This is a genomic window from Photorhabdus khanii NC19 (assembly GCF_000517265.1).
GTDB classification, from domain to species: Bacteria; Pseudomonadota; Gammaproteobacteria; order Enterobacterales; family Enterobacteriaceae; genus Photorhabdus; species Photorhabdus khanii.
The window spans coordinates 354,076-372,754 of sequence record NZ_AYSJ01000015.1; the positions used below are offsets into that span (position 1 = coordinate 354,076).

At 40.5% G+C, this 18,679-nt stretch carries 12 protein-coding genes and 4 pseudogenes; 5 read left to right on the forward strand and 11 right to left on the reverse strand.

The genetic code is table 11. The features are described from left to right. Positions 1-38: 38 nt before the first annotated feature. The 6 genes from PTE_RS20285 to PTE_RS20310 form a co-directional block, all read right to left on the reverse strand. Positions 39-782 carry a 4'-phosphopantetheinyl transferase family protein gene (locus PTE_RS20285; RefSeq protein WP_081738284.1) on the reverse strand — a complete coding sequence of 248 codons (744 nt, stop codon included), beginning with the start codon at positions 780-782 and terminating at the stop codon, positions 39-41. Between the two features lie 45 nt (positions 783-827). Beyond that, entirely contained in the window at positions 828-1,841 is a 1,014-nt protein-coding gene (locus PTE_RS20290) for a fimbrial protein (protein WP_036849935.1), read from the reverse strand. 221 nt (positions 1,842-2,062) lie between these two features. Beyond that, positions 2,063-3,028, reverse strand: coding sequence for a fimbrial protein (locus tag PTE_RS20295; protein ID WP_036849937.1), 966 nt, complete (start codon positions 3,026-3,028; stop codon positions 2,063-2,065). A gap of 27 nt (positions 3,029-3,055) precedes the next feature. After that, positions 3,056-5,536: a fimbria/pilus outer membrane usher protein gene (locus tag PTE_RS20300; protein WP_036849940.1), complete on the reverse strand. Its 2,481-nt coding sequence runs from the start codon at positions 5,534-5,536 to the stop codon at positions 3,056-3,058. 23 nt (positions 5,537-5,559) lie between these two features. Next, the gene (locus PTE_RS20305) at positions 5,560-6,228 is read right to left on the reverse strand and encodes a fimbrial biogenesis chaperone (RefSeq protein WP_036849942.1); all 669 of its coding nucleotides are present in this window, start codon (positions 6,226-6,228) and stop codon (positions 5,560-5,562) included. Between the two features lie 51 nt (positions 6,229-6,279). Continuing rightward, complete coding sequence (locus PTE_RS20310) at positions 6,280-6,816, reverse strand: fimbrial protein (RefSeq protein WP_036849945.1); 537 nt, start codon at positions 6,814-6,816, stop codon at positions 6,280-6,282. A gap of 1,797 nt (positions 6,817-8,613) precedes the next feature. Between PTE_RS20310 and PTE_RS20315 the strand changes: the two genes are divergently transcribed. Further along, positions 8,614-12,672 carry a DUF6137 domain-containing protein gene (locus PTE_RS20315; RefSeq protein ID WP_036849947.1) on the forward strand — a complete coding sequence of 1,353 codons (4,059 nt, stop codon included), beginning with the start codon at positions 8,614-8,616 and terminating at the stop codon, positions 12,670-12,672. On the opposite strand, the pseudogene PTE_RS27370 reads toward PTE_RS20315, so the two are convergent. Next, positions 12,665-12,938 (reverse strand): annotated as a pseudogene (locus tag PTE_RS27370) (AAA family ATPase); the annotation flags it as partial. The gene PTE_RS20315 and the pseudogene PTE_RS27370 overlap by 8 nt on opposite strands. Between PTE_RS27370 and PTE_RS20320 the strand changes: the two are divergent. The 4 genes and pseudogenes from PTE_RS20320 (at position 12,867) to PTE_RS20335 (ending at position 15,922) form a co-directional block, all read left to right on the forward strand. Next, on the forward strand, positions 12,867-13,661 hold the full coding sequence (locus PTE_RS20320) for a two-partner secretion domain-containing protein (protein WP_036849949.1): 795 nt from the start codon (positions 12,867-12,869) through the stop codon (positions 13,659-13,661). The pseudogene PTE_RS27370 and the gene PTE_RS20320 sit on opposite strands and share 72 nt — an antisense overlap. A gap of 113 nt (positions 13,662-13,774) precedes the next feature. Next, a complete protein-coding gene (locus PTE_RS22980; protein WP_051477486.1) occupies positions 13,775-14,737 on the forward strand; it encodes an endonuclease domain-containing protein in 963 nt (320 codons plus the stop codon). A 319-nt stretch (positions 14,738-15,056) separates the two neighbouring features. Continuing rightward, positions 15,057-15,368, forward strand: a pseudogene (locus PTE_RS20330) (transposase); the annotation flags it as partial. Between the two features lie 119 nt (positions 15,369-15,487). Then, positions 15,488-15,922 carry a hypothetical protein gene (locus PTE_RS20335; RefSeq protein ID WP_245219075.1) on the forward strand — a complete coding sequence of 145 codons (435 nt, stop codon included), beginning with the start codon at positions 15,488-15,490 and terminating at the stop codon, positions 15,920-15,922. A gap of 114 nt (positions 15,923-16,036) precedes the next feature. Here PTE_RS20335 and PTE_RS25290 read toward each other — a convergent pair. The 4 genes and pseudogenes from PTE_RS25290 to PTE_RS20350 form a co-directional block, all read right to left on the reverse strand. Then, positions 16,037-16,204 (reverse strand): annotated as a pseudogene (locus tag PTE_RS25290) (IS982 family transposase); the annotation flags it as partial. Between the two features lie 109 nt (positions 16,205-16,313). Then, on the reverse strand, positions 16,314-17,387 hold the full coding sequence (locus PTE_RS20340; RefSeq protein WP_036849951.1) for a PDDEXK nuclease domain-containing protein: 1,074 nt from the start codon (positions 17,385-17,387) through the stop codon (positions 16,314-16,316). Between the two features lie 2 nt (positions 17,388-17,389). Then, positions 17,390-17,596 (reverse strand): helix-turn-helix domain-containing protein, encoded by a 207-nt coding sequence (locus PTE_RS20345; RefSeq protein ID WP_241826169.1) that lies wholly within the window; start codon positions 17,594-17,596, stop codon positions 17,390-17,392. A gap of 430 nt (positions 17,597-18,026) precedes the next feature. Then, positions 18,027-18,494 (reverse strand): annotated as a pseudogene (locus tag PTE_RS20350) (IS1595 family transposase); the annotation flags it as partial. Positions 18,495-18,679 lie beyond the last annotated feature (185 nt).

Sequence of the window (18,679 nt, forward strand, 5' to 3'; positions counted from 1 at the left end):
TGCTGATCAGGGACGGTATCAGCAATTGTTATTTTTGGCTATTGAATAATTAGCGTTAATATTTCCTGTGGGTAGATAATAAATTGCCCATGGAATACTGTACCCGCCGGATAATGGGGGGTGAGAGTTTCCCGCAATGCTAATGTTATTGCATTATTTTCAAGGGATAGGGCGGTAATTTCAGCCGCTTCAAAGCCAAAGAACCGTTTTACTTGTGGATAAAGCGCTTTATATAAGCTCTCTTTTACAGAGAAGGCGAGGGTAAATGCTTGTTCAAAGGGTAAATGACAATGTTTCAGGAGTTGAATTTCTCGGTCATTCACGATCATTTTTGTGATCTCATCCATATTTTGACGATTGACGATAGCTTCGATATCGACACCAATTAATCTGTTATCAGTTTGCGGTGCAGCCAGCACAATTGCACAATGAGATGAATGAGAAACAGAACCACAAATATCCTTTGGCCAAATTGGTGCGCGATCATGACCAGAGAGCAAATTAAACTCCGGTTGCCCTAATTGTGCTAAAAGTTGTCTGGCACAATAACGTGCTGCCAGATATTCAGCTCGTCGCTTGTTGACTGCCTTAGCCAACGTCGCAGGGAAGGGGAGATTTAATTGTTCGAAGAGTTCATCGTGATAATGTGAAAGATCAAAACGGGCATGCCAAAAATTCACTTGGGGGTGTTTAACAACCGTTCCATACTCGATTTGAGTCATAAATTCACTGTTATGTTTTGGCAGTGATGCTTGATTGGTGTGTATAACTGTCTGTTCCATGTTTATTATCCAGAAGATGAAATATCCTACAGTCTATACTTAATATCATTCATATTGAATTGTAAAATATGCTGTGGCATTAGCTTTTCCACCTGTTATTTTCTCATCGGTTTGGTAATAGCGGGCAGTGAAAGGTAATGTGTAGGTGACGTTTGTTGCTGCATGCCCGAAAACTAGCGGATTTTCCAGAGAAACAGGTGTTGTTCCCATATATAAGATTTGTATACCAACTCCTTTAGCTGTATTTTTACTATTGGGGTTATTTAATTGAATTATACTATCTGGGGCATAATTTATTTTTTCTCCTGAAAAAGTAATTTTGGGCTTAACACTTTCTGTACATTTAATTTCGATATTGAAACCCGCATTACCCGCAGTAGAGCCTATACCTTTAAATAAATAACTATTCACACGACCAAAATCGACCATTGGCCTTGGGGTTGTTGTCGAGCAAGTTTGAGTTTTTATCGTGTAGTTGTTCTTAGTTTTTATTCTTATTAATTCTGTACCTGCAAGTGTCTGTAACATAGCAATCTTTCTTGGCCTGAGCATTTTCCCTGATGCCAACGTTCCTTCTTGGTAAAGATAAATACTGATTTTTCCTATATCTTTTAATGTCATTCCATCTTTATATTTATAAATGTAATTACTGCCACTTGTTGTGGGTAATTTCATATTTTCTTCTTCTCCAGAGGCAGTAATATAGAAATAGAGATTATCTATTCCTGTGGTTATCATACCTGTGCCATGAGGTGTATTTCCAGCTTTAGATGGATATACATCTCCCGTAAAAATAAGCGGTTCTCCTGTTGGATCACAATCATGGGGATTAAGAAGCGGCGTATTTTCATTAATATTCATGAGTTGGGCGAGTTGCAATGGTCTAAACTCGCCAACAAGAATGCTTTTTTTCTCATTTATATTGGGATTAATGTTAATACTATTAAGCTCAATATCTAAGCTAATCTGTTTTGCATTTAATAAGCAGCGTGCGTATGTGTTTGTAATACTGAGTAATATTAATGTAAATATTGTGATTATCATTAAGTAGCGTTTCATATATATTCCAGTTGAGATTTATTCTTAATTGTCGATAATTCAATGAAGCCAGAATAATGCTATTATCTTTCTGATATAATTTACTGGTGAAATTAATAGGGCAGATTTATTTCTCGTATAAATCTGCTTTTAATTATTTGTTAACACGACTGCGGAGAGTTTCGCTTTTTATATGTTAGCATAATGTTAATATGCTAATATCAATAGAGGGAGTTGTAAAGCTATTTATATTCAATTGTAAAATGTACTGTGCCATTAGCTTTTCCACCTGTTATTTTATCATCAGTTTGATAATAGTGAGCAGTAAGTGGTAAATAATAGAGATTTTTTTCACTACTTCCCCACTCAGATATAGGAATACGTGTGTTCATATCAACAGGTCTATTTTTATGTAATAATTGAACACCAATACCTTTGGCTGTGTTTCCATCGCCGTATTGATGTAATTTAATAATGTTATTTAGGCTTGAACTCACTACTTCCCCTGAGAAACTAATATCAGGGATATTTTTATCTTTACATTGAATCAAAATATAAAAATCATTACGACCGGCTATAGAACCTTTTCCTTTAAATGCAGAAGAATGAATCTTTCCGAGTTTTATTTCTTTATAGGGTGTTGATGTCATACAGCTTTTACTGCCAATGATATTGTCCTTGTTATATGTGATATTTATTAATTTTTTACCATCATCTGTTGATAAAGAAGATATCAACCCTTTTTCTAGTATAGAGCCTGATCGGATATCTCTTTCTTGAATAAGCTCAATTTTTATTTTCCCGATATCTCTTAAAGTTATTTTTTTATTGATATCATCATGAGAGCTACCATTTCCATCATAGGATACGACAAAATATAAATTATCTACACTTGTATTTATCCGGCCACTATCTTTGAATGGTTTTATTTCACCTGATTTTGTTTTATGAACTATATTTTCATTACTATCACAGATAGCAATAGTTGCATCGGCTTTAATTCCTACTTTGTTAGCCAGCTCCATTGGGCCATATTCAGCGATAGTAATAGGTCTTCGAGTGTTAAAATCTGCATTGATAATTTCATTTATATTAACATTTAAATCAATAGTTTTAAATTTTTTGTTTAATGTACATGTAGCAATTGATTTTGTGATATTGAATAGTGTCAGTATTAATATTGCCAGTGTAATTAATTTATTTTTCATATTGTTCCGGGATAAATATTCTCTTAGTTACTGACAACTCAATGAAGCCAGGATAATACCATTATTTTTTTGATATAATTTACTGTCAAAATTAATATAACAGCTTTGTTTATCGCCTAAATCAGCTTTTAATTCTGCTGTGTCACTCACACCGCTGAGGAAGACTTCACTTCTTTCATTCACCATACCATTGACGCCATTCTTACCGGTGATTACCGTTCCGAAAGGGAGTTTTTTACCTTTATGCTGTAAAGTTAAAAATACTCTATGACCAACGCGAATAGAATAATCCGCCAGTACCAATGCGCCTTTCGTTGGAATAACTTTAGCCGTCGGGTTGTCAATATCGACGTCATCACCGAATGTATTTGTATCAAGAGATAACGCGTTTTCCCGATATTGCGATATATAAGGAACAACGGTATATCCCCGCCAGTCGGTACTGATAGAAGTATTGTTAAGTATTTTTGCATTGGCTGCTCCAGGGGCGCGGATTAAGGCACTAGCGCCGCTTTCGCTGATATTTTGAGCCAGTGTAACGCCGTAGGGATGTGCAATAATTGCACCCTCTAATCCATAATTAATGCGTTGATTTTTGCCATGATCCGTGGTGTAACCGGCATTAATTGAACCATATGATCCTCTGTAATATAAGCTGGCGGCATTACCTGATTCTTTTTCTTTCTCTGATTTTTCGTAACTGTAATCCTGAGAAATGGTATAACTTAGATTTTGTTGTTCCAGTAACGAGCCGGATAATGACATCGAATGCTGGCTGTCACCGTTTGTATTATAAGAGGTGTTATAATCTACGGTTGCACTGTGATTACCTGATGGCAGCCACTTATCCAAAGGAACACTGATATTGAGTGAAAAAACCTGGTCGTTATTGATTCGTGAGCGATTACGGTGATAATTGTAGCCCAACGATAAAGAGATATCATGAATACTGGTGTTATAAGACATAGAATATGACTGATTCTTGCTGGTTTTATCTTGCCAGTAATCTTGTTGCCAGGCAGATAATGAAAAACTGCCATATTTACCTAAACTCTGGCCCATTGTTATTTGCATCCGGTTTTTTGGCGCGCTATTTCGGTGGTTATCAGTAAATTGGTGGTTATTATTGGCATCGCTAAAGCTGTAATAACCATTGGTATTATAGCGATAGCCCGCTAATGTCACGGTTGTATTGGTCGCGGTAAAACCTTTGCTGTAACGTATCTGATAAGACTGGCCGGTTTTCTTTTTTCCGTTTGGGAAATGCGTTTTTGCATTTGTTACATCGATTGACACCGCACCAAGTGAGCCGAGATTATGCCCTAAGCCTAATGCACTGCCTAAATAGTCAGGAGAAGCAATGACGCCACCATAAATTGTGGTGCTGTCCCATAACCCGTAAATAGCCTCTGTCTGAATAAACCTTTTTTTACTGGTTTGTTTGCTGCCACTGAATTTACCGAGATTAACCAGGTATTTCATTTGGCCTGCACGGATCATCAAGGGTGAGGCAGAAAAGGGCTGAGTAAATTTCCTGACTTTGCCATTTTCTTCATAAATGGATACTTCCAGATCGCCATTAAGGTTGCTGGGATAAATATCGGTAATTTCAAAGGCACCCGGTGGAACAAAAGTTTGATAAATAAGATTATCTTTCTGATGGACTTCTATTCTGGCGTGAGTCATGGCAATACCGCGAACAACAGGGGCAAAACCTTGCTGGCTATCCGGCAGCATTTGGCTATCAGACATCAATTTAACGCCATTAAAAGTAAAACTATCGAATACCATACTGTCGGTTGATGTTTCACCCAATACCAGACGGGATCTTAATGGACGAATATCCCGTTCAGCATAGGCTTTAAGTGATTTCCATTCAGATGTTGTGTTATTACGGCTGTAATAACTACTATGGCGAACACGCCACGGACCTAAATTAACACCACTGCGTAAATTCAGATATTGATTCTGTTCACGTTGATTTTTATTCCAGGATTGCATTCCTGTCAGATGATAATTGGTGAAAAACATAGGCAAACCATCATTCCACTGATCAGGAGAGATATCACCCCTGATTTGTGATCTCATTGCCGCCTGAGGAAAATTCAGGTGCAAAGTAAGCTGACTTAAATCCAGCTCTGTTGATGCCTGTTTGATATATTTCTCTGGTTGAGAAATGATTGCTTGTTCAGAAAGTGACGCTAATTCAGGAAAGCTTTCTGTTTTTACCCCGATTTCCTTTAGTAAGCTGACAGATAGCTCAGGGCAAAGTTTATCTCCACACTCGATAAAGGAGAGATTTTTAATGCCGATATCTTTCTTATTGACAATAACATTCACTTTATAGACGCCTGGAATGTGAGAATCTGTTTTTGCCAGGCTATCCAGGTTAATATTTTCCCGGTCTTCATCTGATAATTGTAATGCATTGATATCAAAGTATAGCTCTGCATAGGCTGGCAATGATAAACAATAAGCAATTAAAGCAACGCTGATTATTTTTTTCACAATACACTCATCAGATTATTTGATCAGAAACTAAATTGGCGCTCTTCTGTTGTTCCACCGTAGTCATTGATAGCAGTCAGAGTCACCTTTTTTATGCCATTTTGGGCGGGAAATACCTTGTTGCTAAAAGGTGGAATAAATCCGGGTTTATCGATTAATTTCTCGTCAATTCTCATCGCATTAAGATTAACGTAATAGGCCGTAGGGTTGGTTAACTGAATGCCATTGGTATTACGTGATATTTCTAAACGATTGATTGCATTATTAGCGTCATTATCAGATAGCCCGGTTGGACGATAAATCAGTTTGATAATGTTTTTTATCGTGATGATCATTTTACTGTTATCATTTTTTTCCACTGCTGGAATAGCGTTGACATTTAGCAAAAATATCGATTCCCGATCCGCTGGCAGATGATTGCCGATATATGAAACACGGATCTGATGTTCGCTCTCTTTTGACACTTTAAACAGTGGTGGGGTGATAACAAACGGTACTTTTTTCTGGCTGTTATCGATATTATCTATCCACGACTGAACAAGATAAGGCCTTTCTGTGTCCGAGTTTGTGATAGAAATAGTGGCTTCTTTTTGTGAGCCATTATAGATAAGGCGAGTTCCACCTAAAGTTATTCCTGCTTGTGCCTGAAATACAAATATGGCAAGAATAAATGAAATAATAATACGAAACATTTTTGTTCCTTAAACTAAAAATGACTCACAGGATGTGAGGTAAATATTTACTTATGGATAAGTAATTGTGAATTTTACTTCACTGGTAAAAGCACCAACAGTAATTGGATTTTTTGTTGATACTAAATCGGCATCAAGATTAATAGCTGTAGCCTTATTCTTTATCTTAATAATATCATTAGGTTTTATTTGTTGGTCACCATTATCTTTGTCATATAGAGCAATCGCGACATTTTTAAGTGTTGTCGGGAAATAATTAATATTACTGTTGGTAGATCCATTGTCTGCCGTTCCTGCTGTAAACTGAGCCTTAATATTTGCGTAATCAGGGCAGTTTGTAAGGTGAATCGTAACAGGTTTCTTGACATTTAATAAGGAAGCGTTAGCCGATTTATTTAATGCTGTAATTACAATACCAAAATTTATGTCAAACTCTTTGCCACCAGTGCCAGTGCCACCGGTGATAGAACAAGTTGAATCTAAAATGGTCCCTCTGAATTTAATTACTCCATCATGAGATAACACATTGAAACTGGTAAAGATCCCCAATACCATAGCCAAAGAAACCCAAATAAAATTCTTTCTCATTTAAAAATACCTTACCTTGAATAAAAATGTGTGTGATTTTTTCTGTGTAATAAAACTATATACCCAACCAGAGTTATAATTTAATGGTTGATTATATAATTGAATTAATTTACATAGTGATATATAACTCGATTGAGTTTTTACCTCTATTTTGTATATGCTTTTAATTTTTTACTAAGCATCTTTTACTGATAAATAGTTTGTCAGTAATTTCTGTGATTTTTTCTGGATATATCATCATGTTTGTTAATAATAATCTTTGATATTAATTTTAGCCCAAGGAGCAATTTTTTCTCCCAAATATCATCTATTACTGCAAATTTTTTAACGTTATTAATAATGATTCTTATTTTTGTTAAAATATCGCAAGTACCAAGATAAGATAAATTTTCATACCAATCATGAAATTTTACAAGGTGATTGTTATCATGCAGTGAAAAGCGCTTGTGGGCAAGATATATACATGGATAAATTTATCTTTATTGTCTGTTGAGCGGATGTCCACTAGTGAAATAACTGCGTTAATGAAAGACGAACTACCACTGTTAAGCTCGGCATATGTATCTTAATACAGAGACTCACATCAATGTTCTGATTGAGCGAATCATTGTACTGCTATATTAATACAATTAGAAAAACTGCCATCTTGATTATGATTACGATAGCAACAATTTTTTCTTAATATTACTAACTTGTTTTCAATTTGGAACTTTCATCTTCCTTTAGGGCTATTCTCATGCGATGAAGAGGAGTATTAACTAAAATATGATCTTTTTCAACAACTTAAATAAAAAAATAGTGTTTTTTTTCTGTTTTATAAAAATATCTTGTTATTTCATAATGTTATAATTATAAATTAATCGTTTGATTTGGTGTGTTTGTATGTAATTTTCAAATTTAAACAATTGATTAAATGTTTTGAACAGGGGAGATAGTAGTGATATTTATTATCTAATCTAATGTTTTATCATTAATAATGATATGAATCAGACGATTTAGTTCTTTTTTTCTGGTTATTTGTTGGGATATTCTATTGCTAATGATTAGGTCGTGTGTTTTATGATCAAAATCATTATCGATAGCTTTAATTGTGAAGATTTAATCATTAATCAGGCAAAAATAACTGTGTTAGCAAGGGTTAGTCTGTGTTTTCGCTGTTTTTTTACCGTAGGCCCTAATAATAGTAACTCAGGGAAGTTATATGGAGATCATGAATATGGGCGTTGTAATGGAAAGATGAACTATCATAATAAGGTAGATGGAAAAGGAAACCATCAGTTTAAAATAGGCTTTCCGACAAAATAATAATTGATTTTTAAATGTGCTATGTGGTTCATGGGTTCGATGGTTTTATGTCTCATGGACCACCATTCATATAAGAGATTTAACTACAGCGTAATTTCGTAGTTGGTGAAATTCAATTCAAGGAAAAATTCAGTTAGAAGAGAAGCTAAGCTAAGGTGATTAACAGGGCGTATACACAACGTTGAGCAAAAGCGGAAAATCAGCCAGTAAAATTGCTGACAGGTTATATGAAAGCACGTAATGTTGATACCGGTAGTTAACAAACTGTTTAAAATTAGCCATTGTTATTTCCTAATGTATTGACTATCGAGCAGGCAATATTTGTGTCATTAGGGCTTGAATTAGTGACGTTGCAGTATTGGCGTATACGCATCAATTAATACAGCACTGCATGTTATAGAAAATGAAGCGGTGGGAGGAAAGTTGCGACTCATATTTGTCAATGCGAAAACTCACCTGGGATTCTGGCTTTGAAGGTAAGAAAATAAACGTATGACTGTAAAATTTGAACGATTGTACCAGCTAGCCCAGCACGTCGATTTTTCGGTGCTTATTCCCCCTTTGGTAATACTTCCTGCTGATGAAGCGCTTGCTATCACAGCGGTTTCTCCACAAGCTGATGCTGATCTGCTACGCACCATCTACAGCAAGCATATTACCGAGCAACACGGTTGGGTTAAACAGGTAGTGGAAGTCTGTGGTCCGCCTCCCTGGATTGTTCGTAGTGCTGGTCTGGAGGATGGTGACGCTTTCGTCAATGCGGGTGGCTATGCCAGTGTAATTTGCCATCGCACAGCCGATTTTGCCGAGACTGTTGCTGAGGTTACCTTTAGTGGATTTGAACCTCAGGCTATTGCACAACAGCGGCTAATAAATCCTGATTATCAACCTCAGCCAATCGCCTGTTTTGTTCAGCGGTTGATTGAAGGTATTCCATCCCTAGTGGAACCCTTACAGGCACCCTATCTGACTGCTGATGTATGTCATAGTTTGTACAAAATTATCCTGCAGTTGCATCAATATTTTTCTGAAGTTGCGTTAGATACTGAGTGGGTATTGGAAACAGATCATGGCCTGGTATCGGCTACTGGGCTGACCTTGGCCGCCCCTGATGGCATCCGGGGTGAACTGGCGTTTGGTTTTGGCTTTGCATCGGCGCAATCACCTGGTTCAAGGGTAAACTCGGTCGCCTATCATTGGCCGAGATTAGCTGCGCCCTTGTGGTATGGCACGCAATTGCGCCAAGTACATGCAGATAAACTTTGGTTAGTACAGGTGCGCCCTGCACCGGGTTACACGCTTGAACGTCGTGTTCAACGGTTAACAGCCGAGGTACGAACCGAGTTGGCGCGTTGTATGCGTGCAGTACCGGTGACAGCCCTATTGCATCCTGTCGCACCCTCTTTAGGCAGCTTCCTTTCTGCATCGACATTGGATGATGCCTGGTCTCGTTACCTGCGTCTTCCCCCATCGGTGCAAACGGCGCTTACCGCTGTCTTCGTTGAATCTGGGGTGGCCTGTGAACATGCCGGCATCATGTTCCGTCAACAAAAGTTGCCGGTTTTTCTTACCCAACTAACAAATCTACCTGCGGTTCCCTGGGTAGTCATTGATGGTATTGGTGAACTGGCCTACTTTAGTGCACAAAAGCCGCTTATCGTACTCAAAACGGAAACAGCCGAATCGGTTAATTTGCCGGCTTTAGTGCAACGTGTGTTTGACGACAGTGAATCCCTGCCGATCGAGGTGCTTACATCTCAACGTATTACCGATCTTCTGCAAAATGCATTGACCGGTTTGCCTATGTTAACGGAAAAAGCCTATACCACTCTTAAACAACGCACGACTTTTCCAACAGACACCTGGCTACAAAAGGGTAATGTTGTTCGAAGCCCCAGTTTAACCGGTTGGCTCCTCGCACAGATAGGTGAGAAAGCCATTGAGTTTCTACCCTCTCATTGGTTGACAGCTGATGCAACAGCAGATTATTTCTGTGCTTTCACGGCTAAAAGCAATCCGCAATCTGCGTTACCGCGTTTATGTAAGGCTATTCCAACACTTGCAGACAGGATCATCCAACTCAATGATCTTCGACTGCTTATGCAATTAATCAAAACCGAAGCATGGATTGAGAAATTGCCATCCATCCGACTGGCCTCATGGATCGATGCTGCGATAACCGCACCGTATAGCGATGCACACCGGTTGCTGGAATGTATACTTCATGTACTCGCAGATACAGAAATGCTGCCCATTTACGAGGATGCCGATCGGCTAAATATCGTACATGCTTTGGTCGGTGCAGCAAAATACGGGCTTTCTCCTGTCTCTCTATTAGAAATAATACACTACAACCAACTAGCACCGATTGCGCTCGCTAGCCTGGTATGTGCACCCAAAGCATTTGCTGCCTACCTGGCTTTTTTGGCTCCTCTGAAACGCTTTAAGGTGGCTGCTGCATTGGCTGGTGCCAGCGAAGCAGCCGATTTACTGCAAGCTACCGCCAGCCTGATGAAGGTCCTGCATAACGCAAACTTACCAACATTGAAGGGGCTCTGTCGTATTGACCTGGTGGATGCTTATGATCAGGTGCTTAAAGCTGTATTAGCCGATGTGGTAGATCGGCGTGATCTCATTGCATATCAACGTTACTTGGATCTGCTAAGTGGTTGGATTGCCTTTGCTCAACTGTCGATTCTTTCTGCCACGGAGAAGGCTGCATTACGCTCTTTCTTAAGATGGATAGAACGTGCTCGTCATCAATCCATGCCAGACAATTTTTTTCTTGAGTTAAAAGAAGACATTGTGGAATGTTTGGGCGACGACTTCTTACGCTGGCAAGTTCTAATACCCATTGCCGGTAATATGGATCCTGGTCAACTCCCTATAGAAAATGCACATCAATTACATAATCTCTTACATCAGTGGATGTTGGCTCGTTTCCGAACTGGATCAGGTTCTGAACTGCCTGCTCTTCTACGCAAACTGATAAATATCGCAGATGGTTTTGGCGATGCCCGTTCTTGTTTGCTGAGGTTAACACGGAACATTTTAGAGATCTCACTTCCCTTTGTGGTACACAAGGCCAGCTTCCTTTTCAATGAGAAAGAGTTGATTGTTGAATTTGCCGAATTACCGAACGCTCCGGAAGAGGACATTGGTCGTTTACATGTATTCGAAGCGTTAGCATTACGTATCGTCGAATGGGAACCTATATGGCGGGTATCATTGAATCGGGTTTGTCAGTTAGGCACCTGGACGCTTTTTTTGCGCATGCAGCGTACTGATGGCGCAGATTGGCAAGCTAAGGATCTACATCAACTGGTGCTCTGGTTGCGAGTGCTGTTCGATACAGCTTATGACTTCTCGTATGTTCCTAACGATGACGTTTCACATGTATATGAAATGGTTGGTCATTCTCCTTGGCGTGAGCTGTTTCGCGCTTATGCTACTTACCGGGCAGCGATTGATTTTTCTACTCAACGTATTACCGTCTATTCATTGCCCTTTGCCACAACGCTGGCAGCACTTTGCCTGAATCAGTCTGTACGTGATGAGGTAACAGCAGCCTGCATTGCCGGTTTTGAAAGTGCCTGGAAAGCCTTCCATTGTATTGTTGAAAAACTGGAGAGAGCCGAAACTGACCAAAACCAGTGGGGGATCCTTTATACTACAGCAGGGCAACTGGGGTTGCTGCTTTCAGCGATGTGGCCGGAACAGACATTGATGCGGATGGCACAAGCGCCGCTATCACCTGTTGCCGCTGAACGAATGGGTGTCAGTCTGTTACATCGTCGTGACTTGGCTGCCACATTGCAACAGCTGATTACAGTGCCGGAAAATGCGGCTTTGCGCGATTTGGTGTTACACCATATTCCTGAAATTGCTGTGAGTGCAAGTTCTGCCTCTACAATCGCAGATGAAGTCACAAGCTGGCAAAGTAAGTTTAAGCGCTGCAAGGAATACCTGCTTGCTCATCATGCCAATTTACTCTCTGACAGCCAATGTCGGCAATGTGTCAAACAGCTCGGACTGGTGCCCTATGGCATAACTGAGGAAATTGAAACCTCTATTCAACGTGCTCTGGCTCACACAGCAGCAGAGGTGAAAGGTCGTTTTAAACTGGACGAAGTTGACCCTATTGTTATTATTCGCGCCATTGGTACGGAGACTGGCGCCAGTGTGCTTCAATGCAAATTAGGTAGCTTGTCATGTAGAAAAATTTTGGGGGAAATTAGTTCAATATCAGTAAATTACATTCGGCAATTGATTATCAAAGTCGCCTGCGACACGACAGGTGATAATGCAGAAGAATTAATTGAGCGCGGACGGCTGGAGATCCCTCCACGCGATGCGATTGAATTTGTGGTACGCCTGGAAGCACTGTTTGACTGTACTTTGGGATGGTTGCGATACGAGCCTTTGTCAATAGAGATTAATGAATTTTCGGCGGTCGTGAATAATGCCCTTAATGCGCGCGTATATACTGCATCAACAAGTGCCTGCTGTTTGTGCTGTTGCCATCGATTGGAGTTACGGCCAAGGTTATAGGGGTGAAGCCCAAGTTCAGGTTCATCAATAATAATTGAGCTTGGCATGTAGTCTTTGGATTGCAGCAACACGGTAGTCAATAGGATAAAGCGTAAAGTACCATCAGATAATTCACTCGCTTTAAAGGGAATATCCTGTTCTTTCTCTGTCCATTCGAGTGTCTTTCGGATGATACGGAGCCGGATCCCCTGCGGGTGTTTCCTAAAGAATCGCCCTGTTTTGTTATCCATCATGTCACTTTGTCTGGCCGGGAAGCGTTGCCTCATTGGTTGCCCTTGCAACGTCTGGCTGATCTGGCCAATGGCGTACCGCAAGTCAATATTCAGACCCCGAACAGTGATGGCGTCTCCCGCAACCAGTACAGTCAGTTTAATGTGGATCAGCGGGGCGCTATTCTTAATAACAGTGGCGTGAATACCAAAACTGATTTGGGGGGCTTGATTACGGCTAACCCTTGGTTGGCTCAGGGTGAAGCCAAAATTATTTTAAATGAAGTCAATAGCCGTAATTCCAGCCAGACGAGGTTAGCGACAGGTCAAACAATTTTGGAAAACGGCCGTCTGAAAGGGTTTGAAGTGGGTGATGGTATCCTGACCGTTAACGGCAAGGGCTTGAATGATGCCAAGAGTGATTATACCCGCCTGATTGCCCGCGCCGTCAATATTAATGCCAAATTACACGCCAAAGATTTGACGGTAACGACAGGGCGAAACCGTGTTGATGAGCGGGGGAATGTGATACAAATTCTACCCGTTTCTGGTGATGGTAAGAAGAATCCTGAATTCAGCCTCGATGTGGCGGCGGTTGGCGGGATGTATGCCAACAAAATTAAGCTGGTCGGCACCGAGCAGGGGGTTGGTGTACGCAATGCCGGGCCATTGGGCGCACAGGCAGGTAATTTGATGCTCAACACAAATGGTCATCTTACCAATAGCGGTATTATCACAGCCTCCGCAGTAGTGGTTCGCTTACCAATCGCGGTCTCATAACGGTTTCAGATGATGTTACCCTTCATAATCAAGGCAAATTAGATAATAAAGAACAGCAGCAGCGTCTGAAAGCGTTATCTTAATTCAGTGCTAATATATTACCAAGGTAAGCAATGACACCTGAAAACTATTTAGTTACCTATCGGAATAAAAATGGAAGCAGGATATTTGTTCTGTTTACAACTAACTTTGGCGATTTTGTGCTTACCAAGGACTGCAAAGGAGATGGATGTGTCTGTTTAGGTTGTTTGCTCTTCACTGTTACGGGTGGAGATATCAATAACCAACACCCTATCCTGGATACTGACAAGAGAAAGGTTTTAAAGGAAAACCTGATTGTGTATCCATTTACAGAGATAGGTGGACTTATGTTACATGGCCTTAAACACGAAAAATACAAAAAATATAGAGGCTCAGTTTCTAAGCCACAGCTTGACGAGATATTTCGCACACCTGATGCTTTATTATTCATCAAGCAAGAAGATGATGGAACGTTCACATATTCTTACTTATCACCAACATTTGATAAAAAGGTTATTTCTCGTGGATGTAAATCAGGGAATTGCCCATGTATAGGATGCCGCATCGTAGATATGATATCTATTGATGATAAAGGAATTTCTTCGCATGTTGTAGATATAAAAGCATCACGTTTTACACCAGACGATGAGCTGGTTTTGCCCGTTTTTAGTGATCATGAAGAAATCATCTCAAAGCTATTAAGCAAAGACCCGAGTATTCGGCATGAGTTTTCACCAAATATATTTGACTCACCACTTGAAAAAATGTTTTATAAACTTGCTTTTTTAGATTTACATATTTACCCGCAATATAATGTTGGAAAATATCGAATAGATTTCGCGATCCCTGATAAGAAGATTGCGATTGAACTTGATGGACATGACTATCACAAAACGAAGTACCAAAGAACTTATGATGCTCAACGTGATAGATGGTTGTTTGGCGAGGGATGGCAAGTGTTAAGGTTTACAGGGACTGAAATTTATAAAAACCTAGATGGCTGCATAGATGAAATATGTAATCTATGCGGTATAGAACGTTTATCAAACTATTAAAGGGGAGCATGTTTCATGCGAAAGGATGCAACTATGAAAAATCACAATAAATTGCTCTTTTTGGCATGATAAGACATCAATTTTATTTTAATTGGCCTTAATTGTATTATTCATAGGCATAGTTTCAGCGGGCTGGCTAAAGAGTCGATTAATTATAACGTTAACGTCCGCTTCTCGCCCATAGCAGAACGCCATATTTAGCCGCAATTTGCTATGGCAAGTCGAAAAGTGGTTGGCGGATTCGACTAATAAGTGCAATTTTTCAGAAAGGCGGTCAGTTGCTATAGTAGGCACCTTTCCCGCCACAGGAAAATGCACTATGGCCTATACACAACTGACCGAGACAGAAAGATATCAGATTTCCAGTTTAAAAAAAGCGGGTTTTTCACAGCGTTTCATTGCTGAGTCACTTAAGCGAAGCCCGTCGACCATCAGCAGAGAATTGAAGAGAAATCAAGAAGTCCAGACATACTGCCCTGAACAGGCTCATTTGAAGGTATTGGCTCGTCGTCATTTTGCTAAGAAAGCCGTGAAAATAACGCCGGAAGTAAAAAAATGGATAAAACGGTTAATTTGGAAAGACTTAAGTCCTGCCCAGGTGGCTGATTATTTAAAGCAACATAAAGGTATATATATGAGCAGTGGTGACAGAAGAATAACCCAATAGATTTAAACAATCTGGAGGCAAGTCTCTCTTCCTTAAAAGGAAAAGAGAACTGGGCCGCGCTGCCTTTCACTGGTGACTATGATATGCATGACATGATTAGTTTCACGACTCAACCACATTCAGTTCCATCTGCTTCATTAGAAGAAAAGAAAATAATCGATCTCATTAACCGATTTATTGCTCAATCTGATTTAAACCGGCCATTTGAAGATATAGAACATAATGTTATCAGGCATGGTCCTCAGGTAAGTTATCCTGCTTTTGCTATGGACAAAGAGAGAGAAAAAGTAAAGAAACGAGGTGGGATTGTCAAAGTTGTTGCCGAACCTGGAGAGTTTCCAGTTGCTATTATCTGTAAAGGAAAATGGATAATAGCAAATGATATTTATGAATTAGAAAAGTTTTACAACAAGGTTGGTGCAAAAATGAAAGTGAGTTGGAGGCCAGGCACTGGAAATCCGGGTTTTGTTCCTAATCCTGAAAAACCGGGTATGGCTAGATTTAGTTGGAAAAAATAAACCTTACCTGTACGCTTGAATTTGAAAACCGTCATGCTTGCAATCACCGCCCTTTTTTGCTCGCATTAAGTGCCAATGAAAAGGGAATCATGCTTACATTAACCTGAGTTCTGGTTAAGCCGTCACTAACCTATCCATTTCTGAGCAGGAAATATTCAGTGACGGTTTGTTCTCTTTGAGACAATAAGCGATGAGTCCCCCCAACACATTCAACATTAATCCCTGAACACTACGGTGTCGTGAATGTTCTATCTGAGAAATATTCTTTGATTGATCATTGATGGGGTGATGAGGCCAACGGTTATAACATTTCCTCAGCAGTAGTATATTGGTTATTCCCCATAATGACTCGGAAGATGGATACAGTAACCAAATTGAGGAAAAATTCCTTTCATTCTCCAGGGGCGTTTTCATCATCATTATGACTGAGTTCTGCTTCCAGTTCCTCGATGCTTGGCAAGCTCGATTTTAAGTCCTCTGGCAATGTACGGGTTAACTCGTAATCCGAAACTCCAATTGGCTTTTGAATACCGCGCAAGGCGTATTCGGCCAGTATCCGGTCTTTTGTCTGGCACAAAATCAAACCGATGGTGGGCTGATCAGTAGAATGCCGCAGCTTCTCGTCGACCACCGAGCAATAGAAATTCATCTTACCGGCATGTTCAGGCTTGAATCCTCCTCGTTTTAGCTCGATCACAACGAAAGCCCTCAAAGTCAGATGATAAAAAAGCAGGTCAATGTAATAATCTTGTTCGCTTACGGTAATACGATATTGCCGCCCCACAAAAGCAAAGCCCTCGCCAAGTTCGAGTAGGAATTTTTCAAGGTGTTTGAGAAGCTCCGTTTCCAGCTCACGTTCTTTGAAGGGTTCCGATAGGGTGAGGAAATCGAAAACATAGGGATCCTTCAGGGTCTGCTGTACCAGCTCCGATTGAGATACGGGTAACCGGTTCTTGAAGTTGCTGACAGCCGATCCCTGCCGGGCATAGGCATTGCTTTTGATCATATGAAGCAAGGAGTCTCGGCTCCATCCCTGTATCTGAGTCTGTTCTGCATACCAGAATCGCTCAGTTTGATCCTTTATCCTCTCAATCAGCAGAATGTTGTGACCCCACGGCAATTGTGCCACAGGTTGTGGCACAATTGCCGATACGGGCTTTCCGGAACCTTGTTGCTCCATTCGTGGCAAGGCGTACTCCCGGTAGAAACGTAGCATGCGCTTCAGGTTCCGTTCTGAGAAGCCTTTGACCTCTGGCAATTCATTAACAATATCCCGTGCCAGCTTCGGGATGATCCCCGCTCCCCACCCCTGTTGCTTCTGACGTTCATGGAGCATATGACCGATGTCCCAGTACATCTGGATTAGTTCAGTATTGACGGACTGAGCGGCTCTGAACTGACCACCACGGATCCGTTCCTTTACATCGGCGAGTAACGAGGTGTAAATCTGTAGTTCTGATGTCATGATTACCTTGCTTCTTTCAGTATCTTGTAGACGGTGGAGTGGCTAATACCCAGTTGCTGGGCAATCTCGGAAGTCCCAAAACCCTCACCTTTCATTACCAAAACCTGTTGTTGGTTTATAGAGAGTTTCCTTCCAAAGCTGACGTCTTTGGCTTCAATTCTCTCCTCGTTGGTTCGTTCCAGTATCTGTTGCCGCTCAGCCCGAGCCACTGCTGACAAGTAGTGATGCCGTCGTACAAGAAACAGACGGCTACGCTCATCTTATCGAACTCTTCATGAGCTGGATCATAACTGGTGGAGACACTGAAGTTCAGATATCTGGCGCATATGACGGCAATCCAGCTTAACCTAACGTGAGAATTTTAATGAGGGCAACAAAATTTTTGGCGGTTTTGGCTTACCCTACCTCCGATGTTGCCTACTAGGTAATACCCTTAGATACTCTACCATAAGTTGAATCACTTGTTGTCTAAGTTGGCTTTTAGAAAGCTACATTACCTGCGCATCGCATTCCAAAAAGTTTGTCTCCTGGGATCAAAGCTGATGACTGAATAGCACTTCGGTATGGTGGTCGTGGATCATGATTTACGGGTATGTTTTGCGAACTTCGCCGTCACGATACGGGCCAGCAGATTTGACCTCCTCGAGGGCCGTGCTGAGCCCCGCCCCAATATGCGTCGTCAAGCTGAATAAACCCGCCAAGAGGCTTTTCGTCATCCTGTTCTTTCATCGCTTTCATTAGCTTGTGTTTCATACGCCATGCGGCGTTGTAGGAAATGCCCAGTTGACGTGACAATTCAAGTGTAGAAACCCCATTTTTCTCCTGAGTCATGAGATAAATCGCCAAAAACCACACGGTTAAAGGCAATTTTGACGCAGAAAACACTGTGCCGGCCGTCAAAGATGTCTGATGATGGCATTGATTGCACTGATAAAGGAGACGAGATTTTAACTGGCAATACTTATCATGCCCACAATGAGGGCAGCGATACCCTGTAGGCCAGCGCATATAGAACACCTGTTTCTGGCATTGTTCTTCATGACCCTATAATGAAATAAGCTCATGAATAGACATGCCTTTTTGGAATTGAATCTGATTTTTAGCCATTTTCATTTACCTCCACACAGACTTATTTTGAGTATACGCCTATGGGTGCTGAGTTTAAGTGGTAATCAGGTAAAACTTTAAATGCTTTTCATTCCGAGAGTTTTCTTATTTTTTTAATTAAAAATTAACTTAATACTTGGTTTTAATGGAGGTTTTTTTGTCAATCTAATGATTTTTACGTTTTC

Excerpts from the sequence above, each read along its gene's own strand:
- PTE_RS20285 (WP_081738284.1), bottom strand. The coding sequence starts at position 782 with ATGGAACAGACAGTTATACACACCAATCAAGCATCACTGCCAAAACAT.
- PTE_RS20290 (WP_036849935.1), bottom strand. The coding sequence starts at position 1,841 with ATGAAACGCTACTTAATGATAATCACAATATTTACATTAATATTACTC.
- PTE_RS20295 (WP_036849937.1), bottom strand. The coding sequence starts at position 3,028 with ATGAAAAATAAATTAATTACACTGGCAATATTAATACTGACACTATTC.
- PTE_RS20305 (WP_036849942.1), bottom strand. The coding sequence starts at position 6,228 with ATGTTTCGTATTATTATTTCATTTATTCTTGCCATATTTGTATTTCAG.
- PTE_RS20310 (WP_036849945.1), bottom strand. The coding sequence starts at position 6,816 with ATGAGAAAGAATTTTATTTGGGTTTCTTTGGCTATGGTATTGGGGATC.
- PTE_RS20315 (WP_036849947.1), top strand. The coding sequence starts at position 8,614 with ATGACTGTAAAATTTGAACGATTGTACCAGCTAGCCCAGCACGTCGAT.
- PTE_RS22980 (WP_051477486.1), top strand. The coding sequence starts at position 13,775 with ATGACACCTGAAAACTATTTAGTTACCTATCGGAATAAAAATGGAAGC.
- PTE_RS20335 (WP_245219075.1), top strand. The coding sequence starts at position 15,488 with ATGCATGACATGATTAGTTTCACGACTCAACCACATTCAGTTCCATCT.
- PTE_RS20340 (WP_036849951.1), bottom strand. The coding sequence starts at position 17,387 with ATGACATCAGAACTACAGATTTACACCTCGTTACTCGCCGATGTAAAG.